This window comes from Marinobacter sp. EN3, from assembly GCF_000475315.1.
Classification (GTDB): Bacteria; Pseudomonadota; Gammaproteobacteria; order Pseudomonadales; family Oleiphilaceae; genus Marinobacter; species Marinobacter nauticus.
Genome location: NZ_AXCC01000096.1, coordinates 119,337 through 144,496, shown reverse-complemented (window position 1 = coordinate 144,496; position 25,160 = coordinate 119,337). Strand labels below are relative to the sequence as shown.

The following is a 25,160-nucleotide window of genomic DNA, read 5'->3' as shown; positions in this document are numbered from 1 at the left end:
CCTTGTCCATTGGGATCAAAAAAGAGGGAGCTGTGATGCCGGTTCAGAGTCATGGCTGCCAGTCCTGGGCCGGTTCTGTGTCGGCCCCTTCCGACTGCCATGACGGTTAAGAACCCGGTCCGTCTCTGTCTGGCTCACTTGCCGCTTCCTGAACTCTCCGACCGCCTTGCGAGCCACCCGTGCTGCCTGCTCATGATCACAGACTGGTGAAATATAGGTATTGCCGCCAAAGCGCTGCTTCTGGGCCGGCGTCATCAGCCATGGGGTGTGGATCATCTCCGCCGGGACGCCGGCCAGCTCCGGTATCCAGCGGCGGATGAACTCACCTTCCGGATCCAGTTTCTGGCTTTGCAACACCGGGTTGTATATGCGCAGGGCGTTGATGCCGGTGAGCCCTGATTGCATCTGGGCCTGGGGATAGTGAATGCCGGGCTCGAAATCGGTAAACAGTCGAGCCAGGTGCAGTGCCGGGTCCCGCCAGTGAAGCCATAGCTGATAACTGGCCACCGCCATCAGCATGGCCCGCATGCGGAAGTTGATCCAACCGGTGTGCTCCAGGCTGCGCATGCAGGCATCCACCAGTGGCCAGCCGGTCTGGCCCTCCTGCCAGCGATGCAGTCGCTCGCTGTTGTTTGGTCCGGTTTTCAGGTGCTCCAGTTCCCGATGCATGGCACGGAATTCCAGTTCCGGTTCATCCTCCAGCTTCTGGATAAAGTGGCAATGCCAGTGCAGCCTTGAGCGAAAGCTGGTGAGGCTTTTCTTCTTGCGGGGCAGCGTGTTGCGGTGGTCTCCGGTCTCTTTTGACTGCTGATAGACATCGCGCAGGCTGATGGTGCCCCAGGCCAGGTGAGGGCTGAGCCGTGAGCAGGCGCGAGGTGCGGTAAGCGGTGAGGACATGTTGTACTGATAACCCACGCACCGCCGTTCCAGAAACGAATCCAGCAGGGCAATGGCCCGTTCGCTGCCGCCGGCCTGACGATCCGGGCACGGGCCACCGTTAAGCTGGGCGGGTGCGGGTAAGCTCTGCGGCCAGCCGGAGGTATCCGGCGAACGAATCCCTTCGGGTGCAGGCAGGCGTGTGCTTTTGATGATCCGGTTCCAGTGCTGGTCCCAGTCGTCTCGGTTGACCAGTCGCCGAACGACACCAAAGCCCTGCCATTCGCGGAATTCAATCTGCTGGCTGTGGCACCAGGCAATCACCGCTTTATCCCGCTGAAAAGTCCAGTCGCCGCCGGTTTCCTGGTGGCAGAACACCTGTGTGATGCCGTACTGCTGTTTCAGGTCATCCAGGGTCTTGAGGACATCCCCGTGAGCAATCAACAGGTCACTGCCCAAGCGTTTTAACTGCTTGCGCAAGGATTCGAGAGACTCTGCAACGAACTGCCACTGCCGGCGGGAGGTGTCCGGTTGCTGCCAGTATTCCGGCTCCACCACGTACAAGGGCACCACCGGCTGCCCCAATTGCACAGCGGCGTAAAGCGGACCGTGATCCACCACCCGTAAATCCCGTTTAAACCAGACCACGACTGCCATCAGTGCGGCCCCCGATTGCGCCGGCAACGTTCACTGCAGTATTTCACCTGGTCCCAGTCCTTTGCCCACTTCTTGCGCCAGGTGAAAGGGCGGTTGCAGGCAGGGCAGATTTTCGCGGGCAGATGTGGTTTCCTATGCATATAGTCGCAGCGGTGTCAGAGTGATGTGAAGTGCATCCGCACAATCATACGCTATGCCTTCCCTGGCAGACTCCCATGACTGACCATCAATGTGCTACTTGTTGACTACTCCATCACAAGGGTTGGTAATCCGTCCAGTTGGCTATCCGTCGCGTCCGCAAGGGCCGAAATTCGCTGAATAATACAAGAGGCAATTTCGCTATAGGCCGCTGCCAGGGTCCCTTCCGGATCGGTAACCATGATCGGCTGGCCCGAATCAGAGGCAGTGCGGATCCGGATATCCAGGGGTAGTTCCCCGAGTAGATCGGTTCCTGCTTCCTCGGACATTCTTTTAGCCCCTCCCGCGCCGAAAATATGTTCCTCATGGCCGCACTCTGAACAGATGTGGGTGCTCATGTTTTCGATAATGCCAAGTACGGGAACGTTCACTTTCTCGAACATGCTGAGCCCTTTTCGGGCATCCAGCAGGGCAATGTCCTGGGGCGTGGTGACAATTACCGCACCGGAGACCGGAAGGCGCTGGGCCATGGTCAGGTGGATGTCACCGGTGCCTGGTGGCAGATCCACGATCAGGTAGTCCAGGTTGTCCCAGCGGGTTTCATAGACCAGTCGGGTCAGGGCCTGGGTAATCATCGGGCCACGCCAGATAATGGGCGATTCCTCATCCACCAGAAAACCAATGGACATGGTCTGGATGCCATGGCCGATCATCGGTTCCAGGTTCTTGCCGTCGGGGCTGTCGGGCATGCCCTTCAGGCCCAGCATTCGGGGCTGGCTGGGGCCATACAGATCGGCGTCCAGAACGCCAACCCGGGCCCCACTGTTGGCCAGTGCCAGCGCGAGGTTGGTGGTGGTGGTGGATTTGCCGACGCCGCCCTTGCCGGAGGCTACCGCGATCAGGTGTTTTACGCCGGGCACGGCTTTATGCTCGGGGCCAGAGCGGGCCTGTGGATGAGAGGGCAAATAGGAAACGGGATGGGTCATGATGATAGCTCCGGTTACTGTTCCACGAAGGCGCGTTCAATCACATAGTCGCCCCGCTCGCCCTGATGGGGTGACGCGGTAAAACCCAGATTGTCGAGCATGGCGGTAAGGTCTTTGAGCATGGCCGGGCTGCCGCAGAGCATGGCCCGGTCCGTTTCCGGGTTCAGCGGCGGCAGGCCGATGTCTTTGGTCAGTTGGCCGGTCTCAATCAACGTGGTGATGCGGCCCTGGTTTCGGAACGGTTCCCGGGTAACGGTGGGGTAGTAGACCAGCTTGTCGCCGATGATCTCCGCCAGAAATTCGTGGCCAGGCAGTTCGCTGGTCAGGTAGTCGTGATACGCCAGTTCGCTGACTTCACGCACGCAATGCACCAACACAACCTTTTCAAACAGCTCATAGGTTTCCGGATCGCGGATGATGCTCATGAAAGGAGCCAGCCCGGTGCCGGTGCCAAAGAGATAAAGGTTCTTGCCCGGGTTCAGATCGTGCATGACCAGTGTGCCGACCGGTTTTCGGCTGACGAACAGCGAGTCACCTTCCTTGAGGTGCTGCAGGCGGGAGGTCAGCGGGCCGTCCTGAACCTTGATGCTGAGAAATTCCAGGTACTCCTCGTGGTTGGCGCTGACAATGCTGTAGGCCCGCAGCAGGGGCTTGCCATCGACCGGCAAGCCGATCATCACGAAGTGACCGTTCTCAAAGCGCAGGCTTTGATCTCGGGTGGTGCGGAAACTGAACAGGGTATCGTTCCAGTGATGAACGCTGATGACGCTTTCGGTTCCAAGTGCAGCCATGGGGTAGTCCTCCGTATTGGCCTGGTGTTCAACAGTTCACAGTGAATAGATGGCCATGGATGCCATGGCCGTAATAACCAGTAGAATGGTGAGCAATGTGAGCAGGGCAAAAGGACGCCAGCCCTGGGCGAAAAGTGAAGGCAGACTGGTGCGCATACCGAGAGCCGCCATGACCACCAGCAGGCAGGCCTGTGAGGTGCTGGCCAACGCCTGCCGCAACTCCTCGGGTAACCAGCCCAGGCTGTTCATGCCGAAAAGGGTGACAAAACCGAGCAGAAACCAGGGGTGTTCAGCCTTTCCGGTGGAATGGCGGTTCAGCAGCGCGCCCAGCAATATCACCAGCGGGGCCAGCAGCGCCACTCGCAACAGCTTGGTCAGGGTGGCGATGTCACCGGCGGTGTCGGAAACCAGATACCCGGCGCCGGCCGCTTGTGCCACATCGTGAATGCTGGCGCCAAGCAACAGACCGGTTTGCGGGTCGCTGTAGCCCAGCAGGGCAAACAGGGGTGGCAGCGCCAGCATGCTCAGGGTACCGAGTGCGGTGACACCCACTACCACGCCCAGCAGACGCCGATCTTCCAGTTTGCCCTGGGGTATCACGGCAGCAACGGCGACTGCAGCCGAGACGCCGCAGATGGCCACGGCGACGCCTGCCACCAGGCTTTGTAAACTCGGCAATCCCAGCCAGTGCCCCAGTAACAAGGCAGAGCCAATGGTGATGGGCACGCAGGTGAGCACCACCAGCAACGGTAAGCTGCCAACCGTCATCAGTTGTTCGACGCCGATTCGTGCTCCGAGCAAGGCGATGCCAATACGCAGCACCTGGCGGCTACAAAACTCTACGCCCGGTTTCAGGCGGCTATCCGTCGCCTGATTGGCAAAACCGAAACCCAGCAACAACACCAGCACCAGGGCTGGGGCGCCATAATGATTGGCCAGAAAGCTGCCGGCCAGCGCCAACACTACGCACAGGGCGGTGCCGGGGTAGCGTAGCCGTGCCGTTGCCCACCAGTGGGTGTCGAGGGCGCGGAGTGTCTGGTTCATGACACTCGCTCACTCAGTTCGCGCAGGAAGGCCCAGGGATAAAGCCCCCGGTAATGGCCATCACTAAAGAAAAACTGCAAGCCACTGACGCCGGACAACTCCACTCGCTCTACTTTCACGTCGGCATCAATCAGGCTGAGCTGGCCGGAGCGCTTGGCCTGGGTGCAATGAGAGCAGGCGCAGGACTTGCGCAGAATCAGGCAGCTGAGCCGGGAGGTCAGGCCGTCCGGCCAGCTCAGTTCCAGCTCGTTGAGCTTTCGTTTCAGGCGTACTTCCCTTGGGGGCTCGATCAGGATTTGGTTAGCCATGACGGACTCCATCACTCAGGGATGAGATCACCAGCTCCGGTGTTTCAGGCATTGGGATGTGGCGATCGGGCAGCTCCATCGGGCGGGTGCTGCCGAGGGCGGCGGCAGATATCACCACCGATCCCAGCAACAGCGCCCGAAGGCAACTCGTTATGACAAGTTGAGGCATGACTCAGCGCTCCAGGTACTGCATTTTGTCTGGCTGATCGACCCAGGTTTCTGCCTCTGGCAGGGGGGAAGAGGTCGCGTCGATCACCGGCCAGACCTGGGACAGCTCCGCGTTCAGCTGGAGGAAGTGATGTTGATCTTCCGGCAGATCCTTCTCGTCATAGATGGCATCGGCGGGGCACTCGGCGACACAAAGGCTGCAGTCGATACAGGTTTCCGGGTTGATCACCAGAAAGTTGGGGCCTTCGTGGAAGCAATCCGTGGGGCAGACATCAACGCAATCGGTGTACTTGCAGCGGATGCAATTCTCGGTGACAACAAAGGTCATGGCAGTCTCCTTTCGATTCTTCGGCAACGGCGGCCAGCCCGATGAAACCGGGCTGGCGAATGGCTCAGGCTGCGGTGTCCAGTTTCGAGATAGCCCAGCGGGCCAGTTTGCGAACGTCCGGGTCCGGATCATCGAGGGCGGTTACCACATAGGGCCTGCCATCGTTGTGGGCGATGGTGCCAAGCGCGCCGATGGCTGCTTTGCGAAGGTTGCTCATGGCATCCTTCGAGCACTCGCCCAGCACCGGAATGGCCTCCACCACGCCCAACGTGCCAAGGGCGTCCACTGCTTTTTCACGGACCTGCCATAGTTCATCCCTGGTGGCGTCCATCAGGGCGGCTGCGGCCGCCTGATGGTTCAGCTTGCCAATGCTGATGGCTGCCTCGCAGCGCACCTGCCAGTGGTCGTCTTTCAACAGGCTGACCAGTGCCTGCCCAACCTGCTGAGGGCTGGCATAGACCAGAGCGCCGGTGGCGGACCGTCGAACGTCCGGGTCGACATCGTGCTGGGCGGCTTCCACCAGGGCTGGCAGGTTTTCGGGTTGCTTCAGCCAGCCCAGCACGCCGACGGCTTCGCGGCGCACTTGTGCGCTGGCGTCGCCAAGACGTTTCAGTGCCGGGCGCTGGGCGCTGGCGTTGCGTAGAGGTTTGAGAGCTCGCAGAATGCCGGACACTACAAAACTGTCGCTGCTGGTCTCCAGTGCTTCCAGCAGGGGCTCGGCAGCGGCCGGGTCTTTCAGGTCGGCCAGTGCATGGGCGGCGCTGTTGCGTACCACTTCATCACTATCGCTGAGGGCGGCAATCAGGGCGTCGGCCATATCGGTAGCCTCAAACTCATCAACGACTTTTGCGGCTTCCTGGCGGACGTTGGTGTCCGGGTCTTGCAGGGCCAGTATTACTAGTTCAACCGCTTCCGGTTCACCGGAATCCACCAGGTCCATGACCGCGACCCGGCGAATGCCCGGATCATCAGAAGTGAGCTTTACCGCAATGGCCTGTAGTTCGGGATCGTCGTATGTTTTCATGGCTTACCTCAGCGCAGCAGGTAGGGAATGTTGACGGTGACGGCGTCAGTCGGGCAGTCCGCCTCACAGGGCATGCAGTACCAGCACTCGTCATATTTCATGTGGGCTTTGCCGGTTTCCTCGTTGATCCAGAGCACGTCCAGCGGGCACACGTCGATGCACACGGTGCAGCCCTTGTCGGCAATGCATTTGTCCTCGTCGACAATGACGGGAACGCTAGAGTGGTGATTGGCGATAGGCATTTTGGTGTTCCTCTTTCGTCACGAAATCAGTGTTGTGCGCTCAGGCCATCCCGAGCGCACCGTGGTGTCACTCGTTGGCCGCTTTCTGAACCCGCATCTTGCGGTAGGCGTCTTTCTCTTCGCCAAGCGACACCAGATAGTCCGCTACCGGTCGTTTGCCGTGGGCCATCTGGCCGTTTTCGTCCTTGAACAGGCGGCTGTGGTAGAACCATTCACTGTCGTCCTGGTCCGGGTAGTCAACGCGGTAGTGGTAGAGGCCCCAGCGGGATTCGGTGCGGTACAGAGAGGCCCGGGCCGCCATTTCCGCGCAGTCGATGATGGACTGCACTTCCATGGCCCTGAGCAGTTCGTGGGGGTCTCGGGCACACAGCAGGGGTACGTCTTCCCGCACTGCCAGAATGCGCTCCAGCCCGATCTCCATTTTCTTGGTGACTTTTGGCGGCTGCAGATAGTCGTTCACCAGGCGGCGCACCTTGTATTCCATCTGCTCCGGGGGAATGCCGTCGGCCCGCTTCATCGGTGCCTGGATGCGTTCCAGTTCGTTGATAATGAACCCTTCGTCGAGCTGGGGTTCGTTGCGTGACTTGGCGAATGCCACGGCGCTTTCGCCACAGATCTGGCCATACACAAAGGCGCCCAGCATGTAGTTGTGGGCCACGCTGGCCATGTCACCGGCACAGTAGAGCCCAGGCACGGTGGTGGCGCCGGTTTCATCGGTCCACACGCCAGAAGCCGAATGGCCGGAGCAGAAGCCGATCTCCGAGATGTGCATCTCCACCATGCGCTCCCGGTAGTTCACCTCCCGGCCTTCATGGAAGCGGCCGCGGGTGGGGCGCTCGTTGGTGTGCAGCACGGTTTCGATTTCCTGGATGGTTTCTTCCGCCAGGTGGTCCAGTTTGAGGAATACCGGGCCGGTGCCGGATTCCAGTTCCTTGAAGAACTCCAGCATCATCTGGCCGGACCAGTAATCGCACTCGATAAAGCGCTCGCCATAGGCGTTGGCGGTAAAGCCCCCGAGCGGGCCGGTCACGTACGCACACGCCGGGCCGTTGTAATCCTTGAGCAGCGGGTTCACCTGGAAGCATTCCAGGTTCGCCAGATCGGCGCCTGCGTGGTAGGCCATGGCGTGGCCGTCACCGTTGTTGGCGGGATTCTCATAGGTACCGAACAGATAGCCGGAGGTTGGCAGCCCGATGCGGCCAGCGGCGCCGGTGGCCATGATCACGGCCTTGGCTCGGATGATGATGGGCTCGGCAGTGCGGGTGTTGACCCCAATCATGCCGGCGATGTTGCCGTCCGGGTCTTTCAGCAGGCGGGTGGCGGTGTAGCGGTTTTCAATCTCCACCCGGTTGCGGCGAAGGCGGCGATAGAGAATCTTTTTGACGTTGTGGCCTTCTGGCATGGGCAGCACGTAGGTGCCCAGGTGGTGGACCTTCTTCATGTCGTAATCGCCGGTTTCATCCTTCTGGAAATGCACGCCCCAGGAGTCCAGCTTTTCGATCATCGGAAATGAGCGGGTGGCGTACGCCATCAGCGCCGGCTGATGCACGATGCCATCATTGGCAATGGTGATTTCCTTGACGTACTGCTCAGGGGTGGCGTGGCCTGGCACAACCGCGTTGTTGAGCCCGTCCATGCCCATGGAAATCGCGCCGGAGCGCTTTACGTTGGCCTTTTCCAGCAACATTACTTTCAGGTTCGGGTCCTGCTCTTTCGCCGTGACTGCAGCCATGGGGCCGGCGGTACCGCCGCCAATCACAAGAACGTCGGTGTCGATCACAGGGATGTCGTTAATCTTCATGGTGCGCTCCTATTTCCGGTCAATCCGGAACTGGTATTTGAATGAATCGCCGCGGTAGCAGAGATATTCGAAATCGATGGGACGGCCGTCCCGGTTATGGGTCAGGCGTTCAACCCGCAGAATGGCTTCTCCGGTTTTGAGGTTGAGGAATTGCTGGGCTTCGTCGTCGGCCATAATGGCGTCCAGGCTGATGTCTGCGCCGCCCAGGGGGATGCCGAACAGGTTTTCCAGCATGGGGAAGATGTCGCCGGAAAGGTCCAGGCCGAACATGCGCCGGCCGATGTCCATGGGGAAATAACTGTTCTCGATGCACACCGGAGAGCGGTTGAGGTATCTCACCCGCTTCACCTCGATGGTGTCTTCCCCGGGCTGAAGGTCCAGCGCTGCCACCACGGCTTTTGGCGCCTTCAGCTGCTGAATGCTGAGCACCCGTGCGGAGGCCTCGTAGCCCTGAGCCGCCATGGCTTCGCCAAAGCCCTCAAGGCGTTGCACGTTCTGAACCGCTTTGGGCTTGCTCACGAAGGTGCCCTTGCCCTGGGCACTGAACACCAGGCCCTCGTTGTGCAAGTCCCGAAGCGCCTGTCGGATGGTGATCCGGCTCACGCCGAAGACGCCCATCATTTCGTTCTCTGACGGCAGCCGCTCGTGCACCTGGTAGGTGCCATCGAGGATGTCGCGCCGCAGGCGGTCCCGGATCTGAACATACAGCGGCAGTGGTGAATGCTCGGCCATTGGATGTATCCCCTGGTTCATCGCTCATCCTCCTGGTTGTTATGACAGGTCATGGCGAGTTCGGGTGAAGTTGGGCTCGCGTTGCTCATGGCGTCACCCGGCCTTGTTCTGCTGCTGGAACGTATTCAGGGTTTCCTGGCGAATCAGGTCCAGACACTGGCGCTTCAGCGCCATGAACTCCGGGCTGGTCAGCAAGGACTGTTCGCGGGGGCGGGGCAGTTTCACGTCAATGTCTGCAATGATCCGGCCGGGGCTGGCACTCATCACCACAATCCGGTCAGACAGGAACACCGCTTCATCGATGTCGTGGGTGACGAACACCACGGTGTTGCGAAACTCGCTCCAGATCTCCAGCAGGTTTTCCTGCATCATCACGCGTGTCTGGGCGTCGAGGGCTCCGAACGGCTCGTCCATCAGCAAGACGCTGGGGTAGTTGGCCAGCGCCCTGGCGATCCCCACCCGCTGCTGCATGCCGCCAGAAAGCGTGTTGGGATAGGCGTTCTCGAAGGCGGCCAGTCCTACCAGGGAGAGGAAGGTTCGCGCCACGCTATTGGCTTCGTTCTGGCCCACGCCGGCCATCAAGGGGCCAAACGCAACGTTCTCTTTCACTGTTTTCCAGGGGAACAGGGAGTGCTGCTGGAACACCATGCCACGGTCTGGCCCCGGCTCTGTCACCAGAGCGCCATCGATCGTCACTTCTCCGCTAGTGGGAGGCACGAAGCCGGCAATGCTGTTCATCAAGGTGGATTTGCCACAGCCGGATGGGCCCAGCAGGCAGATGAACTCGCCGGGGCGTACCGTCAGGTTGGCGTTTTTCACGGCTGCGTGTGGACCGGTTGTGGTTTCGAACACAATGTCCACGTCACGAACCGAGATGTGCCCACGCTCAGCACCGGGCTTGGCGGCTTTGGCGCGTAGTCGGCTGTGGTCGAGCACGGTCAGGCGGTTATCGTTCACTGGTGTTTCGCTCATGACCGACCTCCTTTGGCCTGCCACTTGAGTAACGGGCTGCAGCCTTTGCGAACCAGCAGGGTACAAAGGGTGCCAAGGCCGCCGATGGTGAGCATGCCAATAATGATTTGCGGGTACTGAATCAGGGTGTAGGAATTCCAGGTGTAGTAGCCGATGCCGTACTGGCCGCTGATGATTTCGCCGGCCAGCAGCGAGAACCAGGCGACGCCCATGCCAATGGCAAGACCGGCGACGATGGATGGCATGGCGCCAGGCAGAACCACATGCCACAGGATGGCGGTGCGGCTTGCGCCCAGGCTTCGTGCTGCACGAACCAGAAGGCCGTTGGTTTGCTCAACACCGTGGACGGTATTGAGGATGACCGGGAAAAGAGCGCCCAGAAAGGTAATGAACACGATGCTGGACTGCTCTGTTGGCAGCATCAGAATCGCCAGCGGAATCCAAGCCACGGCAGGGATCGGGCGCAGAAGCTCGATGTAGGGCAGGATGATGTCCTCTGCCCAGCGCGAACGCCCCATGGCGATGCCAATGACGACGCCCAGCACCACGGCCATAACATAAGCGATGGCCACCCGTTCCAGGCTGTGCAATATGTGCAGGTAAAACTCCTCGCCGGCCAGTTCGGCACCGAGGGCTGCACCAACCACCGAGGGTGCGGGGATGTTCTCGAAGTTGATGTAAAAATGAAAGCCGTTGCCAGACGCCGTTTCCCAGAGCAGAACAGCGACGACCAGGGCCATGATTCGCACAAGGTATCGCGGGCCTGATCGCTTCAGCCAGATCATCATTGGTGTAGGGGCCGCTAAATGGCTTTCTTTCGGTAATTCGGGTGTTGACGTTGGCGGTGTCGACACTGTCAGTGTTTCTTTCTGGGCGTCGCGGTCATAAGGTTCTGCGGGTGCATCCGCCAGGGCCTCATCCGTTAGTATCGCCGCGTTACTGTTGCTATCCATTGTCGTTACTCCTCGGATCGATGCTGAGCGGGCAGCGCCATTGCCGCCCGCTCAGAGGCGGATCAGTAAGCCATGGCCAGGGTGCTCTCCGGCGTTACCGGAGTGCCGCCGTAGTTGGCCATATGCTTTTCAGAGTCGGCTTTCTTGAGAAAGGCCACCACGTCACCGTCGTCACCACGAACCAGGTAGGCCGCCTTGCCGAACAGCTTCAGGCCGGTCAGGTTGTCGTAAACGTAGGTGGCGTTAATCGGGCTTTCAGCGGTATCTACAGCAGCGAGCATGTCGGCTACGCTGTCGTAGGTCACAATGCCTTTGTCCTGAAACCAGATCTCAGCGGGCTTGAGGGATGGGTTGTTGGGTTGGGTATCGACAACCGAGCTGACCAGAGTTTCGTAATCCAGATCCATGGCCTGATAGGCGGCGCGCAGGTATGTGTCATCCACCCAGCGGTCGAAATCCAGATCAGGCACGCCGACTTCCCGTTTTAACAGGTCCAGGTCGTACTTCATGGCATCCACCCACTCGGGTTTGATGCTGGCCTCAGCGGTGGTGATTCCGCCCTCGCTGAAGTAGAGGTAGAGCACTTCCTTTTCCACGCCGGTCCATTCGGATACCTTCACCGCCGCTTCCATAGGGTTTTCCTGAATCCATTTCTGGGCTTCGAGCGTCGCTTTCAGAACGCCCTCGACCACTTCCGGATACTGTTTGGCGTAACTTTCACGCACAACAATGCCGTGGAAGGTGGGAATGCCTGCCTCGCTACCGTCATAGATCTTGCGGGCGGTGCCCCGGAATTCCATGATTTCCGACCAGGGGCAGAAATCGGCATGGGCATCAATGCGCCCAGCCTGAATGTTGGCCACGCCCACCGCCGGGCTCTGATTCACGATCTGGACCTTGCCACTCAGCCCGGCCTCACTCAGGGCCTTGAGCGTCATACCCCAGGCGGCGCTGCCCACCGGAACTGACAGCGCTTTACCTTCAAGATCCGCCAGGCTTTGGGCACTGGAGTTGATGGGCACCACAATGCCGTTGCCAGTACCGCGGAGGTTGTAGCCGGTGACGCCAATAAAGCGGGTTTCCTGCCGGCCGGTTTCCTGAAACTTTGCGCCATTGACGATCAGGGGGTAATCCCCCATCACACCGAATTCCAGTTTGTTGGCCAGCATCTGGTTGGTAATAGGTGGCCCGGAATCGTAATCCCGGAATACGATGTCGTATTTAACGCCTTCGTACTTGCCTGTGGTGGGCAGATGCTTTTTCAGCAGGTCGAGTTTCTCCAACACAATGCCGCCAGAAACGGTGTTGGTGACCATGCTTTGATGGCCGATACCGACCCGGATAGTCTCTGCGGAAACCGCGCCGGCAAACAGCGCCAGCGAACCGCAGAGTGTGATTGTTGCCAGGGTGCTTGAGCTTCTCATCGTCTTCACCTTCCTGTGTGGTTCACTTGTACTAACAGGTCATGACCCCTGCAGTAGATGTTGCAGCTGCTATGCCAGAAGCCGATGACTTCAACCAAGGAGATTGTTTTTATTGAGGTTTACTTATGCCGATAAGGGCCTGGTTGGAAGCACTGAGGAACCGATCGGCGCCCGTGTTTGGTGCGAAGGCCTCCGGCTGGCGCAGGGACGGCGCAGGTGAAAAACTGATTAATATGACAAGTAAGGCAAGTGAGAACTGAGCGGTGCCTGAATGGGACGAGGCTTTTTGTGAAGCGACGAATAATGACGTTTACTAAAGGAATAATTTTGCAAGAACGCGGTAACCGAGGAGCACCCATGACCAGATTTAGTGAAGGCTTAATGCCTACGTCCGTCCTGATCTTCGACTGGCACGGTACCCTGGTGGACACCCATGATGCCATGTTCAGCGCCATGGAGGAGATGTTACCGCAACTGGAAGAGCTGGGCCTCGTGGAGCAGTTGCTGCCTGAAGACCAGTGCCGCACCGAAGACGATGCCCGGTTGGTGCGTTACATTCGCATCTATCGCCGATTGCACCCGCGGATTCTGGCTGAGCGCCGGGTCTCCCGAACGGATATTTTCAACGCCATCTTTGGTGAGAACAAGGCTGCCAAGCTGGTCGCCCATAAAGCCTACAACCAGGCCTACCGGAAGTACTTCGGCCAGGTGAAACCGTTTCAGCCGGGCGCTTATGAGTATCTGTCGGCACTGAAAGCCATGGGAATCAAGCTGGCGGTGTGCACCAACCGCAACCGGGAGTTCCTGGACAGGGAACTGCAGATTGTCGACGAGGGCCGCTGGCTGCATTTGTTCGATGCCACCGTGTGTGCTGACGACGTCACTGAATACAAGCCGGATCCGGAGGTGATTCTCAAAGCGCTGGAAAAGCTGTCGATCCAGGCGGATGACCACGTCTGGTATATCGGGGACAGCTATGTGGACATGCTTACCGCACACCATGCCGGTGTGGCTGGGGTGTTCTACAACGGTGCCTGCTGGGAGCCCGACCGGATCAGCAGCTGGTTCACCAAACGGGACGCCCCGACCGCTGTTCTCGACAGCTTTGAAGATCTGATGGACCTGCTCGCCCTGCTGGAGCGTGAGCATCCGGAAGCGTTTGCCGCCAGCCCGGCAGAGGTGCGCCCGAAACCCTTCCCGGCTCCGGAGCGGCCTGAGCCCCGCATTGAGCCGGACTGGCACCCGGCGGTGGTGAAACTGATTCGCCCGGCGGTGATCCTGTTCGACTGGCACGCGACCCTGGTGGACACTCTCGATGCCATGTATCACGCGGTGGATGACATGCTGCCGGACTTCCACAAGCTGGGATTGATGGACCGGATGGTGGCGCCGGAAGACAGCAAAACCCCGGAAGATGCCCGTCTGGTGGCATACGTGCGAGAGTTCGCCAAACTGCACCCCAAGGTAAAGGCTGATCGCAAAATCTCCCGCACCGATATTTTTGAAGTGCTGTTCGGTGAGGATCAGGACGCCAAGCAGATTGCCCACAAAGCCTTTAATCATCACTACCGGAATCACTACGGCACCGTGAAAGCCTTCGAGCCCAGGGTGCGGGAAATGCTGGAAGGGCTGCGCAAGTTGGGTATCCTGGTGGGCGTGATCACCAACCGCGACCGGGAGTTCTTCGAGCACGAACTGGCAGCAGTGGAAGATACTGGCTGGACACACCTGTTTGACGTTAACGTATGTGGTGATGACACCCCGCTGCGAAAGCCCCACCCGGATCAATTGCTGCTGGCAGTGCAGAAGCTGGATTACCCACCGGACCCCAGTGTGTGGTACGTGGGCGACTCTACCACTGACATCATTGCGGCCAAACGGGCCTGTATGACCGCGGTGTTCTTCAACGGCGCCCAGTGGGATTTGCCGTGGCTGAACCGGATTTTTCCCGGTACTCACAAACACCCGGACAAACCGGATGTAGTGGTTAATGATTTCTCCGAGTTCTGGGCTCTGGTGCTGGCCTGCGAAGTCGGGCCGCCCTGACTCTGGAAGATGTTGGTTATTCTGCCGAGCCGGGGGCGGGGGGATTGTGAAGAGCGTGTTCGATGTCGAGCCCGAGTACGAGCACGCCTTCGAGTCCGTTGTTGGGTTTATTCAGCGGCACCGGAAAGCTGACCATCACCTGGAAACGGGCGGTGGAGGCATCGTAGCGAATCGGCGAAATCCACATGTCGCGCTTTCTCTCAACGCCTCGGTCGGTTTCAAGGGCGATCTCCTGTACCTTGGGTTCGTCGCCCTGCCAGTAGTCTGAGGACAGACGGCTCATGGCAACCAGAGCCCCGGCTTTGTCGGTCAGCAGAACCTCAGTTACCAGCGGGGCATGGCTGGCCTGCCAGGTTGCCAGTGCCCGAGAAGCCGGCAGCTCAAGTATTTCGCCAGCCAGCGGTGTCGGATGGTGGGGTGCCAGCGCTTGCCAGAGCGTGTCCTTGGTCAGGATATCGGTCAGGTTGTCATAGGTCGGCCCCTGGTAGATGGCATTGGTCAGATTGACGATGCCGGAGAGATCCGCCATCAGCGCTTGCGCCAGCCCCTGAACTTTTGTTGCTTCCTGTTCGGACAATTGCATGCTTGGCATGGCACAGCTGGCAAGATGTTCGTTAAATCCGGACAGGAAGCGAGGGTGGCCTTCCGCAAAGCGAGGGTTCACATACAGGTGCAAAGGCGCATACCGGACAAATTCGGAATTCAGTGACCAATCTACCCCGGATTTCTGGTCTTGCAGATATTTCATGACACGCAGGTCCATCAGGGCGAGATCAATCCGCTTTCGTACCAGCAGTGCCGGCAGCTGCTCAGCTCCGGTGACCGTGATAAACGGCTTCAGGCCACTTTCTTCCAGCCAGATGGCTTCATTGCTGCCACCGACCACACCAATTCTTGCCTTGCCGGGATCCGGTTTGGTTTCGGCGGTAAAGAACCAGTGCCACTTCTCCAGGGCGACCGGGTGCGACCGAACGGCAGATTGATCCATTTCTGCGGATGGCCCGACGGCAAAGTAGCCGTCCACCAGATTGCGTTCCAGCGAGTAACGCGCCCGGCTTTGGGGCATCAGGCTGATTTTGGCCTGATAGCCTGCTTTCTCCATAGCGCAGCGGACCGTTTCCGTGGTTTCCCCGGAAACCACCGGAATCTGGGGTTCAGTATACTGGTAAGGCGGCGCCAGAAAGGTATACAGGCTGAACACCTGATGGTCTGCCCTCGAGGTCACCGAGGCCAGAACAAGGCATAATCCGATAATCAGGCTGCGGGCATCCATCTGCGTACTCAAGCGTCCAGATTGCTGACAATGGCAAGAGCATAGCAGTCATAATCCCGCTTTTCCGTACTTCATTCGGAGTAGTCGGATTACAGTGTTTCCATATTGGCCAGAACCCAGTCGGCCCTTGCCAGCAGGGCTTCCCGCCGCTCTGGCTTCTGTTTGTCCCAGTTGCGGTACATCATGGTCATCCGGGGATTGTCGGCAAAATCCTCCCGGTGCCGGTCAATAAAGTGCCAGTACAGGCTGTTGAACGGGCAGGCTTTCTCGCCGGTGGCGTCCTGCACCCGGTAGTGGCAGTTCTGGCAGTGGTCAGACATGCGCTGGATGTACTTGCCGCTGGCGGCGTAGGGTTTCGAGCCCAGGTAGCCTCCATCGGCGTGCATCACCATGCCCAGGGTGTTCGGCAGCTCTACCCAGTCGAAGGCGTCGATATACACCGCCAGGTACCAGTCACAGATGGCTTCTGGTCTCACCCCGGCCAGCAGGGCAAAGTTGCCGGTCACCATCAGCCGCTGGATGTGGTGGGCATAGGCGTTGCGGGCCGTGGCGTCGATGGCCTTGTGCATGCAGCGCATCTTTGTATTGCCGGTCCAGTAGAACCAGGGCAGCTTCTGGGTATTGCCCAGGCGGTTTTCCCGGGCGTAACCGGGCATCAGCAGCCAGTAGATGCCGCGCACGAATTCCCGCCAGCCGATGACCTGGCGGACAAAGCCTTCCACCGCATTCAGCGGCGCCCGGCCGGCGTGCCAGGCCCGTACCGCTTCCTCGCAAACCTCCATCGGCTCCAGCAGCCCGGTATTCAGGTAGGGCGACAGAGTGGAGTGGAACAGCCAGTCTTCGTTGTCTGACATGGCATCCTGGTAGTCGCCGAAGCAGGGCAGGGCAAAGTCGACAAAGTGGCTAAGGGCCTGGCGGGCCTGTTCGGCGGTGACGGCGTAGTGGAAATCGTCTGTGGTGCCGAAATGTTCCGAAAAGTGCTCGTTCACCAGTTCGATTATGTCAGTGGTGATGGCATCCGGTTCCTCCCGGAACGGAGCCGGGGCAGGAGGTTTGCCGGTCCATTTCTTGCGGTTATCGGCGTCGAAGTTCCAGTGGCCACCTTCGGGCTGGCCATCTGGCGTCATCAGCAGGCCGGTTTTCTTGCGCATTTCCCGGTAGAAGAACTCCATGCGCAGCTGTTTCTTGCCCTTGGCCCAGCGGGCGAACTCGTCAATGGCGCACACGAAGCGGGTATCCGGGCGGATTTCGACATTCAGGCCCAGCGTTTTATGCCACTGGCTGACCTGGTTGTGTAAACGCCACTCACCGCACTCCGTGGTGATCACGCGTTCCGGTCGGTGTTCCCGGGCCAGCTCCGCTATCACCTGTTCAAGAGATTGAGCCGGGTTGTCCGGGTGGTAGTGCTGGTAATGCACCCGCCAGCCTTCGCGTTCCAGCTCCTGGGCAAAGTGCCGCATGGCGCTGAATATGAATGCCAGCTTCTTCTTATGGTGGTTGGTGTAGCTGGCTTCGCTGTGGACTTCGGCCATCACGATCAGGTCGTTTTCCTTGTCTGCGCTATCCAGGGCGGAGAGTCGGGGGCTGAGCTGATCGCCCAGAATCAGGATGAGATTGGCCATGTCGGGCTCCGGCTGAGTTTATCCTTTAGAGGTAGGCAGAATACGCCATGGGCGCAAGGGTGGTTCATTGGTTAAGCTGGTACACTCAGCTGATTCGCATCAAACAGTGACTGTCGCCGGTCAGGCATAATCCGCGCTTTCCGGCTTGCCAATCCTATTCGACGTTAGAGTTTTACTATGGCTTCTGATACTGCTGCAGCAAACAACCTGCCCGCTTTCATCTGGGACGAGGCGCTCATCCGCCGCTATGACCTGAGCGGCCCCCGCTACACGTCTTACCCCACGGCGGTGGAGTTCACCCCTAACTATTCCATTGAAGACATGGTTAAAGCGGCAGGCCGCAGCAAGGCCTCCGGCGGGCCAATCTCGCTCTACACCCACCTGCCGTTCTGTGCGCACCTGTGCTACTACTGCGCTTGCAACAAGGTGATCACCAAGAAGCGCGACAAGGCCATGCCCTATGTGGAGCGGGTACTGAAAGAAGCGGCCATCCAGTCGAAACTGTTCGGTGCCGACCGCCCGGTCAAGCAACTGCACTGGGGTGGTGGTACACCTACCTTCCTGCCCAGAGATGTGATGCAACACCTGATGGCCGGTTACGGTGAGTTGTTTAACCTGCAGTCCGGCGACGATCGGGACTACAGTGTCGAAATCGATCCCCGGGAAGTGGACGAAGATACTCTGTCCACCCTCTGGGAGCTGGGTTTCAACCGTATCAGCCTGGGTGTACAGGATGTGAATCCGGAAGTGCAGAAGGCGGTGAACCGTATCCAGCCCCGGGACATGACTAAGTCGGTATTGAACGAAGCGCGCCGCATCGGCTTCCGCTCCATCAACCTGGATCTGATCTACGGCCTGCCGTACCAGACTCCGGAAAGCTTTGCCGAAACCCTGGAATCGGTGATCGAGATGTCGCCGGACCGGCTTTCGGTGTTCAGTTACGCGCATCTGCCGGACCGTTTCTATCCGCAAACACGGATTCAGGCCGATACACTGCCCAGTCCGCAGCAGAAACTGACGATTCTGCACAACACCATCAACCGTTTGCTGGAAGCTGGTTACGAATACATCGGCATGGACCACTTCGCCAAGCCGGACGACAGCCTGGCGGTAGCCCAGCGCGAAGGCCGCCTGCATCGGAACTTCCAGGGGTACACCACTCACTCGGATTGTGACCTGGTGTCCCTGGGTGTATCAGCCATTGGCCAGACCGACGATGCCTACTTCCAGAACAACCACGACCTGCCGTCCTGGGAGGCGTCCATCGATGCTGGCCAATTGGCGATTATTCGTGGCGTGGGCCTGACCCGCGACGACCGCATCCGACGCTGGGTGATCGGCCAGCTGATCTGCCAGTTCCGACTGGACCGCAAGCAGTTTGCCGAACAGTGGAATGAAGATTTTGACCGCTATTTCGCGGATGAAATGAACCGCCTGAAGCCGATGATTCAGGACGAGTTGATTGCGGATTGCGGTTCTTTGCTGCAGGTTCAGCCAGCCGGTCGCCTACTGATCCGGGCCATTTGCCAGATCTTCGATCTGTACCGCAAGGAAGGGGCGAGCCAGCGGTTCTCCAGAATTATCTGACTGGAGAACAATGAGCACAAACGCAAGAGGGCTGCCACATGGCAGCCCTCTTGCGTTGTCGTGGAGGGTTTTCTGATCAGGCCACTTTGAACTCATTGGCCAGATCCTGTAACTGGCGGGCCAGCCGCGCCTGTTCCTGGGTGACCTCGGTGATTTCCTGGGAGCCGGTCAGGGTCAGGAGGGCAGCTTCGCTTACAGATTCCATATTACCCGCCAGTTCGCGCGTGACCGCAACCTGCTGTTCCGACGCAGTGGCAATCTGGGTCGCCATATCGGAAATGCTGTTCACGTCCATCAGAATGTCAGCAAAGGTCTGTTCCATCTCCGAGGCTTGCGCGCTGGTTTGGTCGGCCAGTTTGTGGCTGGTGATAATTGAACGGCTGGCGTTGTCGGTGATGGTCTTGAAGCCGTTGATGATATCTTCGATCTGGGTAGTGGATTCATGGGTTTGCTGCGCCAGTGTGCGAACCTCATCCGCCACTACCGCAAAGCCTCGTCCGTGCTCGCCCGCCCGGGCGGCTTCGATCGCTGCATTCAACGCCAGCAGATTGGTCTGGTCGGCAACTTTCCGGATAACATCAACCACATCGCTGATGGTCGTGCTGCGTTGTTCCAGTTCTTCGATAACCTGGTTGACGTCCTGTACTGACTTCGCCAGTTCCCGGATCTGGGAGACACTGGTGTGCAGCACCTTCTCGCCGGTCTGGCTTTTCTCCATAGCCCGACTGGAGGCGTCCGCCACCTGCTGGGTGTTGTGAGAAATTTCCTCTGAGGTTGCCGACATTTCTTCGGTGGCAGCGGCCACTTGCTCAATCTGTTGTTGCTGGTTCTTGATCTGTGAGGAATTCTGGCCCGCGGTTGAGCTGGTTTCCTCGGTGGCTGTGGCCAGCTGTACGCTTGCCTTGTCGATTTGCAGCAAGGCCTCGCTAAAACGGCCAAACAGTTCATTGATTGCCTCGGCTATGGTGCCAGTCTCGTCCTTGCTGGAGACCGGAATCGCCTGCGACAGGTCCTTGTTGTCCATGGCGTTTCGAACACCTTCCAGCAGCTGATTCACCTGCTGATGAATGGCGCGAATAATCACGGTCATTAACAGAACCACCAGAACGATTGACGTCGCGGCAATGGCCGATGCCCAGATCAGATTGCTTCTGGCGGCATTCACGCCAGCGGTGCCCAGTGCTTCAACCTGTGACAGCATATCAGTGCGGATGCCGTTAATGGCCTGTATGCGGTTGGTAGAGGCTGAAAACCAGTCACTGGCTTCCAGGCCGTACATACCGGAAGGGCTGCTCAGAAGCATATCTCGCTGATCCAGCATTTTTCGGTGCTCGGCGGTTTCGGGAAATGACTCAATCCGACCACGGATATCCGAATTTGCACTCAGCATGGTGATTGCGGTCTGGAAATACGCTTGCTGACGCCCTGACAGGGCCGCTATTTGCCCAACTGCAGGCAGGTCGAAGTTGCCGCTGCGCACCAGTGACGCCCCTGCAGCCCGTTCACGGCCTGCCATTTCGGCAGCTTCGGCAAGGGCAAGGTAGGCATTGATCTGCCGGGCCAGCTCGGGCTCAGATGCCCGGCGCACCAGCAACGGAATACGGTTAAGGATTTCCATGATCAGGCTGGTGTAGCGGGCGCCGGATTCGGCACCAGCCAACACCCGGTTATCAATATCCCTGCGCAGACTGATTAGATTGCCAATGTCCCGCTGGAATTTGTCGACGCTTGCCTGAATGCTGCCGTCAAAACGGGCTTCTTCAGCCAGTGCCTTGATTCCGTTCTGGTAGGCGCTCAGGTTCCTGTCAGTATTTTGTCTCTGGGATTGAAGGTTGCGGGCTGCCTCGCGCTCGCCGTCAGAATCCGGGGCGCTGGAAATAAACACGGCCGAACGGCCCCGTTCTTTCTGCAATTCCTCAACCAGCGGATCCCCAAGCTCAGCCAACTGAACCAAGGTATTGAGCTGTTGCATGTTGTCCAGGTCATCCATATTACGGGAGATGCTCTGGACCGCGAAAAATACAATGACCAGCAGCGCAGGCAGCACCAAAGTAATCAGCTTGCCTCGCATGGAGAGGTTGTTGATAAAAGTCATGGGAGGGCCTCATCATTGAGAATGGCGTCCATTGTGGATAAGTGTAGCAGTTCAGACCATTGACGCCTTGGGGTACCTGAGGGGGTAGATTTCCACATGTAAGTGCTTGTAATAAAAAGTTAAAGCAATGAGTTTTATGCAGTTTTGGTTCAGGTAGGGGTTAATGCGTAGAGTATTACCAAAGGGGTATTTGACAGGTTTCTGTCAATCCGCTGACAAAGGTCAAGGTGGGCTAAGTCGCTGACCGGTAAGGTGCACGGCAACGTGCTCAGCGGAGAAAACCATGGAACTTGTATGCCCGGCTGGTAGCCTTCCCGCCCTTAAAACCGCCGTGGACAATGGAGCCGATGCGGTCTATTTCGGCTTCCGGGACAGTACCAACGCCCGCCAGTTTGCTGGCCTGAATTTTAACGACAAACGTGCAGCCGAGGGCATTGAGTACGCTCATTCAAAAGGCAGTCGTGTGTTCTGTGCCATCAATACCTATCCGCAACCGGATGGCTGGGAACACTGGAAAGCCGCGGTGGATCGTGCTGCCGGCCTTGGAGTGGATGCCATTATCCTGGCCGATATGGGACTGCTGGATTACGCTGCAAACAGGCACCCGGATACCCCCCGGCATTTGTCGGTTCAGGGTTCTGCCACCAGCTATGAGGCCCTGTCGTTCTACAAGGACAACTTCGATATCCGCCGGGCAGTGCTGCCGCGTGTGCTGTCTCTGGATCAGGTTCGGGGTGTGGCCAAGCATAGCCCAGTGGAGCTGGAAGTTTTTGCCTTCGGCAGCCTGTGTATTATGGCGGAGGGTCGCTGCTACCTGTCTTCTTACCTCACGGATGAATCCCCCAACACCCGGGGTGCCTGTTCACCGGCCAAGGCGGTGCGTTGGCAGGAAACCTCTCAGGGGCTGGAATCCCGCCTGAATGAAGTGCTCATTGATCGCTATGGCCCCGGTGAATCTGCCGGTTACCCAACCCTGTGCAAGGGCCGGTTTGAAGTGGAGGGCAGCGTGTACCATGCCATCGAAGAGCCGGTAAGCCTGAATACCATGGATCTTCTGCCGGAATTGAAGGGGCTGGGTATCAGCGCAGTAAAAATCGAGGGCCGCCAGCGCAGCCCGGCCTACATTGCAGATGTTGCCCGAACCTGGCGCCAGGCCCTGGACCGGGTTCAGACCACCCCTGACAGCTTTGCTGTAGACAGTGCCTGGAATAGCACTCTCGCCGGTCTTTCCGAGGGTGGCCTGACCACCATCGGGGCCTACCATCGCAAGTGGAAATAAGGTTTTGCCCGCTATGATGAAACTCTCTCTTGGCCCGATTCTGTGGTTCTGGACCAAGCAGTCCGTATTCGATTTCTACGCTAACGCTGCGGAGTGGCCAGTAGATACCATCTATCTTGGCGAAGTGGTGTGCTCCCGCCGACGCGAACTGAAGCCCGATGACTGGCTGGACCTGGCCCGGGATCTGAAGGCTTGTGGCAAGAACGTGGTGCTTTCCACATTGACGCTGATCGAATCCGAAGCGGATTTGCGGCGACTTCGTCGGTTTTGCGAACAGGATGAGTTTCTGGTGGAGGCCAACGACCAGAGTGCCCTGCAGGTGGCGATCCGCAACAAGATTCCGTTTATTACCGGCCCGTCCATGAACATCTACAACGTGGCCACCCTGAAGATCCTGGCCAGGCAGGGCTTGCAGGGCTGGAACCTGCCGGTGGAACTGGGCAAGGAAACCCTGGAGCAGCTGATCCGGGAGCTGAAGGCCGACGGCCTGGATCTGCCCGCCGAGGTATTCTCCTGGGGCTTCCTGCCATTGGCCTGGTCGTCTCGCTGTTTCACTGCCCGTCATTACAACCTGCCTAAAGACAACTGCGAATTCCGTTGCCTGGAGCATCCAGATGGCATGGAACTGCGTTCCAGGGAAAGCCAGGAACTGTTCCGGATCAATGGCATTTCCACGCTCTCCGGCTCGCGCTACGACCTGATGAGGGAACTACCGGAGATGGAGCGTATGGGTGTCAGTACCGTGCGACTGAGCCCGGAGCATCAAGGGATGGAACAAGTGGTCAAACGCTTTGATCAGGTGCGCCGGGGGGAAGTGCTGGTCGCCGACCCGCTGCAGCTGGTGGAGGCCCCGCCATGTAACGGGTACTGGTACGGCAAGCCGGGAATGGATCTGATCGTAAAGTCTGTGTAAAGCCCGTTGAGCGTTGATTGAGGTCAATAGATAGCCGATGTACCAGGAGTAGCTTGCTAGGGTACTCAAACTGCATTGGGGTTTATTGTTATGGCTCGCGTCCCGCTATTTTTCTGGGGTCTGACTGCTTTGGTCGGCGTCCTGTGGTTTGTTTCCGACAGCTTGTGGGTTTCCCCCTTCGCTTACTTTCCGTTCCGCTCTGTGTTTGTGCAGTTTTCCGGCATTCTGGCCGTAGTGATGATGGCGGTTGCGTTGGTACTGGCACTGCGTCTCCGGTCTCTGGAGCGTTGGGTTGGTGGCCTGGACAAGGTGTACCGGCTGCACAAATGGCTGGGCATTGGTTCACTGGTGCTGGCTACGTTGCATTGGTGGTGGGCCAAAGGCACCAAGTGGATGGTGGGCTGGGGCTGGTTGGAGAAGCCGGCCGGCAAAGCGGCCGGACAGCAACTTACCGGCCTGGAAGCCTGGTTCAGGGGGCAGCGGGGGCTGGCAGAAACCCTGGGAGAATGGGCTTTCTACGCCGCGGCCGTATTGATTGTGCTGGCATTGGTAAAAGCCTTTCCTTACCACCTGTTTCGTAAAACACACAAACTGCTGGCGGTGGCTTTTCTGCCTCTGGCCTGGCACAGCTTTATCCTGATGAAGTTTGATTATTGGGCGGCGCCGATTGGCTGGCTGACCCAGTTCGCTGTTGTCGCCGGCAGTATCGCAGCGGTTTTACTGCTGCTTGGCTGGCCGGGTAAGGTCCGGAAGGTGCCGGGGGAGGTGGTTTCGGTAACCCGATATCCGGAGCTGAGAGTTTTCGAGTTTCTGGTGAGGGTCGACCAGGGCTGGTCCGTCCATAACCCCGGGCAGTTTGCCTTTATTACGTCGGATGCTGCGGAGGGCCCTCACCCTTATACCATTGCTTCAGACTGGAACCCGGAAACCCGGTGTCTGAAATTCGTGGTCAAGGAACTGGGGGACCATACCCGCCGGGCCAGCCACCGGATCTGTGAGGGCATGTCGGTTACACTGGAGGGGCCCTATGGCAGTTTTGATTTTGAAGATGATTGCCGCACCCAGATCTGGGTAGGCGCGGGCATAGGGATCACGCCGTTTATTGCCCGGATGGGGCGCCTGGCCAGCAAACCGGATAATCGTACTATCTACCTGTTCCACCCCACTGCCGATGTCAGCGAGGAGGCTCTGGCAAAGCTGCGGGCGGATGCCGAAGCCGCGGGCGTTAACCTGGTTATACGATGCAGTTGTACCGAAGGCCGACTGACACCGGAGGAAATTCGCGATGCGGTGCCGGATTGGCAAGGCGCCAGCCTGTGGTTCTGCGGCCCGGTGGGCATGGCCCGGACCCTGTTTAATGAATTCCGCAGATGGGGCCTGCCTGCCCGGCGGATGCATCGGGAGTTTTTTGAGATGCGGTAAATGCGTTATGTCATGGCGGGTTTTGAATTCATAAGGGGTGAAGGCTAGGCTCAAGGACACCATTAGCCGGTTGGGAGGTTTCTATGGACATCCGCCTGAAACGAGCCTACGACCACGCTGCCCGCTCAGATGGCCCGCGTATTCTGGTGGATCGCATCTGGCCCAGGGGCGTTGCCAAAGAAGACGCAGACATTGCCCATTGGCTGAAAGGGCTTGCGCCATCTACAGAATTGCGGAAGTGGTTCGGCCATGACCCGGACAGATGGTCCGGGTTTCGAGACCGCTACTTCAAAGAGCTCAAGTCTGATGGGGCTGCAGAGGAGCTGAAATTGTTCCGGCAGATCCTCAAAGAGCACAAACGCGTCACGCTGGTATTTGCCGCCAAAGATACCGACCATAATAATGCGGTGGCGTTGCGGGATTTTGCGTTGAGCGACCAGCTCTGAGACAGCCCCGCTCTCTGATTTAAAACAACTACA

Annotated in this window: 24 protein-coding genes; 6 read left to right on the top strand and 18 right to left on the bottom strand. The window is 58.7% G+C overall.

The genetic code is table 11. The features are described 5' to 3' along the window. Window positions 1–15 precede the first annotated feature (15 nt). The 15 genes from Q675_RS37210 to Q675_RS37150 all read right to left on the bottom strand — a co-directional run bounded on the left by Q675_RS37210 (window position 16) and on the right by Q675_RS37150 (window position 12,444). Window positions 16–1,533 carry an FAD-binding domain-containing protein gene (locus tag Q675_RS37210; protein WP_023012270.1) on the bottom strand — a complete coding sequence of 506 codons (1,518 nt, stop codon included), beginning with the start codon at window positions 1,531–1,533 and terminating at the stop codon, window positions 16–18. After that, on the bottom strand, window positions 1,533–1,673 hold the full coding sequence (locus tag Q675_RS38025; RefSeq protein ID WP_081698888.1) for a DUF2256 domain-containing protein: 141 nt from the start codon (window positions 1,671–1,673) through the stop codon (window positions 1,533–1,535). The genes Q675_RS37210 and Q675_RS38025 overlap by 1 nt, the downstream gene beginning before the upstream one ends. A gap of 105 nt (window positions 1,674–1,778) precedes the next feature. Then, window positions 1,779–2,657 carry an iron-sulfur cluster carrier protein ApbC gene (gene apbC / locus Q675_RS37205; protein ID WP_023012269.1) on the bottom strand — a complete coding sequence of 293 codons (879 nt, stop codon included), beginning with the start codon at window positions 2,655–2,657 and terminating at the stop codon, window positions 1,779–1,781. A gap of 14 nt (window positions 2,658–2,671) precedes the next feature. Beyond that, window positions 2,672–3,448 (bottom strand): ferredoxin--NADP reductase, encoded by a 777-nt coding sequence (locus Q675_RS37200; protein ID WP_023012268.1) that lies wholly within the window; start codon window positions 3,446–3,448, stop codon window positions 2,672–2,674. A gap of 36 nt (window positions 3,449–3,484) precedes the next feature. Next, window positions 3,485–4,492 carry a YeiH family protein gene (locus Q675_RS37195; RefSeq protein WP_023012267.1) on the bottom strand — a complete coding sequence of 336 codons (1,008 nt, stop codon included), beginning with the start codon at window positions 4,490–4,492 and terminating at the stop codon, window positions 3,485–3,487. Beyond that, window positions 4,489–4,800: a DUF971 domain-containing protein gene (locus Q675_RS37190; protein ID WP_023012266.1), complete on the bottom strand. Its 312-nt coding sequence runs from the start codon at window positions 4,798–4,800 to the stop codon at window positions 4,489–4,491. The genes Q675_RS37195 and Q675_RS37190 overlap by 4 nt, the downstream gene beginning before the upstream one ends. Beyond that, complete coding sequence (locus Q675_RS38355; RefSeq protein ID WP_023012265.1) at window positions 4,793–4,969, bottom strand: hypothetical protein; 177 nt, start codon at window positions 4,967–4,969, stop codon at window positions 4,793–4,795. Before Q675_RS38355 ends, Q675_RS37190 begins: the two co-directional genes overlap by 8 nt. A 3-nt stretch (window positions 4,970–4,972) precedes the next feature. Continuing rightward, window positions 4,973–5,296 carry a ferredoxin FdxA gene (gene fdxA, locus Q675_RS37185; protein ID WP_023012264.1) on the bottom strand — a complete coding sequence of 108 codons (324 nt, stop codon included), beginning with the start codon at window positions 5,294–5,296 and terminating at the stop codon, window positions 4,973–4,975. A gap of 64 nt (window positions 5,297–5,360) precedes the next feature. Beyond that, complete coding sequence (locus Q675_RS37180; RefSeq protein WP_023012263.1) at window positions 5,361–6,320, bottom strand: HEAT repeat domain-containing protein; 960 nt, start codon at window positions 6,318–6,320, stop codon at window positions 5,361–5,363. Window positions 6,321–6,328: 8 nt separating this feature from the next. Beyond that, window positions 6,329–6,562, bottom strand: a complete 234-nt coding sequence (locus Q675_RS37175) for a ferredoxin family protein (protein WP_023012262.1) — start codon at window positions 6,560–6,562, stop codon at window positions 6,329–6,331. 67 nt (window positions 6,563–6,629) lie between these two features. Next, entirely contained in the window at window positions 6,630–8,363 is a 1,734-nt protein-coding gene (locus Q675_RS37170) for a fumarate reductase/succinate dehydrogenase flavoprotein subunit (RefSeq protein ID WP_023012261.1), read from the bottom strand. Window positions 8,364–8,372: 9 nt separating this feature from the next. Next, the gene (locus Q675_RS37165; protein WP_031211927.1) at window positions 8,373–9,116 is read right to left on the bottom strand and encodes a GntR family transcriptional regulator; all 744 of its coding nucleotides are present in this window, start codon (window positions 9,114–9,116) and stop codon (window positions 8,373–8,375) included. A 72-nt stretch (window positions 9,117–9,188) separates the two neighbouring features. Beyond that, a complete protein-coding gene (locus Q675_RS37160; RefSeq protein WP_023012259.1) occupies window positions 9,189–10,067 on the bottom strand; it encodes an ABC transporter ATP-binding protein in 879 nt (292 codons plus the stop codon). Continuing rightward, a complete protein-coding gene (locus tag Q675_RS37155; RefSeq protein ID WP_051995656.1) occupies window positions 10,064–10,852 on the bottom strand; it encodes an ABC transporter permease in 789 nt (262 codons plus the stop codon). Before Q675_RS37155 ends, Q675_RS37160 begins: the two co-directional genes overlap by 4 nt. A 230-nt stretch (window positions 10,853–11,082) precedes the next feature. After that, the gene (locus tag Q675_RS37150; protein WP_023012257.1) at window positions 11,083–12,444 is read right to left on the bottom strand and encodes an ABC transporter substrate-binding protein; all 1,362 of its coding nucleotides are present in this window, start codon (window positions 12,442–12,444) and stop codon (window positions 11,083–11,085) included. Between the two features lie 357 nt (window positions 12,445–12,801). Between Q675_RS37150 and Q675_RS37145 the strand changes: the two genes are divergently transcribed. Beyond that, complete coding sequence (locus Q675_RS37145) at window positions 12,802–14,490, top strand: HAD family hydrolase (protein WP_031211923.1); 1,689 nt, start codon at window positions 12,802–12,804, stop codon at window positions 14,488–14,490. Window positions 14,491–14,506: 16 nt separating this feature from the next. Here Q675_RS37145 and Q675_RS37140 read toward each other — a convergent pair whose 3' ends face one another. Further along, window positions 14,507–15,775 carry a substrate-binding periplasmic protein gene (locus tag Q675_RS37140; RefSeq protein WP_223268780.1) on the bottom strand — a complete coding sequence of 423 codons (1,269 nt, stop codon included), beginning with the start codon at window positions 15,773–15,775 and terminating at the stop codon, window positions 14,507–14,509. Between the two features lie 77 nt (window positions 15,776–15,852). Next, window positions 15,853–17,385: a cryptochrome/photolyase family protein gene (locus Q675_RS37135; RefSeq protein WP_023012253.1), complete on the bottom strand. Its 1,533-nt coding sequence runs from the start codon at window positions 17,383–17,385 to the stop codon at window positions 15,853–15,855. 177 nt (window positions 17,386–17,562) lie between these two features. Between Q675_RS37135 and hemN the strand changes: the two genes are divergently transcribed. Beyond that, complete coding sequence (hemN, locus tag Q675_RS37130; RefSeq protein WP_023012252.1) at window positions 17,563–18,972, top strand: oxygen-independent coproporphyrinogen III oxidase; 1,410 nt, start codon at window positions 17,563–17,565, stop codon at window positions 18,970–18,972. Between the two features lie 76 nt (window positions 18,973–19,048). On the opposite strand, the gene Q675_RS37125 is transcribed toward hemN, so the two are convergent. After that, window positions 19,049–21,067 carry a methyl-accepting chemotaxis protein gene (locus Q675_RS37125; protein WP_022990846.1) on the bottom strand — a complete coding sequence of 673 codons (2,019 nt, stop codon included), beginning with the start codon at window positions 21,065–21,067 and terminating at the stop codon, window positions 19,049–19,051. A gap of 283 nt (window positions 21,068–21,350) precedes the next feature. Here Q675_RS37125 and ubiU point away from each other — a divergent pair, with 283 nt between their 5' ends. The 4 genes from ubiU to Q675_RS37105 all read left to right on the top strand — a co-directional run bounded on the left by ubiU (window position 21,351) and on the right by Q675_RS37105 (window position 25,127). Beyond that, complete coding sequence (gene ubiU, locus Q675_RS37120; protein ID WP_023012251.1) at window positions 21,351–22,346, top strand: ubiquinone anaerobic biosynthesis protein UbiU; 996 nt, start codon at window positions 21,351–21,353, stop codon at window positions 22,344–22,346. A 13-nt stretch (window positions 22,347–22,359) separates the two neighbouring features. Then, a complete protein-coding gene (locus Q675_RS37115) occupies window positions 22,360–23,259 on the top strand; it encodes a U32 family peptidase (protein WP_023012250.1) in 900 nt (299 codons plus the stop codon). A gap of 90 nt (window positions 23,260–23,349) precedes the next feature. Next, complete coding sequence (locus Q675_RS37110; RefSeq protein WP_031211921.1) at window positions 23,350–24,681, top strand: ferric reductase-like transmembrane domain-containing protein; 1,332 nt, start codon at window positions 23,350–23,352, stop codon at window positions 24,679–24,681. Between the two features lie 83 nt (window positions 24,682–24,764). Beyond that, a complete protein-coding gene (locus Q675_RS37105; protein WP_023012248.1) occupies window positions 24,765–25,127 on the top strand; it encodes a DUF488 domain-containing protein in 363 nt (120 codons plus the stop codon). Window positions 25,128–25,160: the final 33 nt, after the last annotated feature.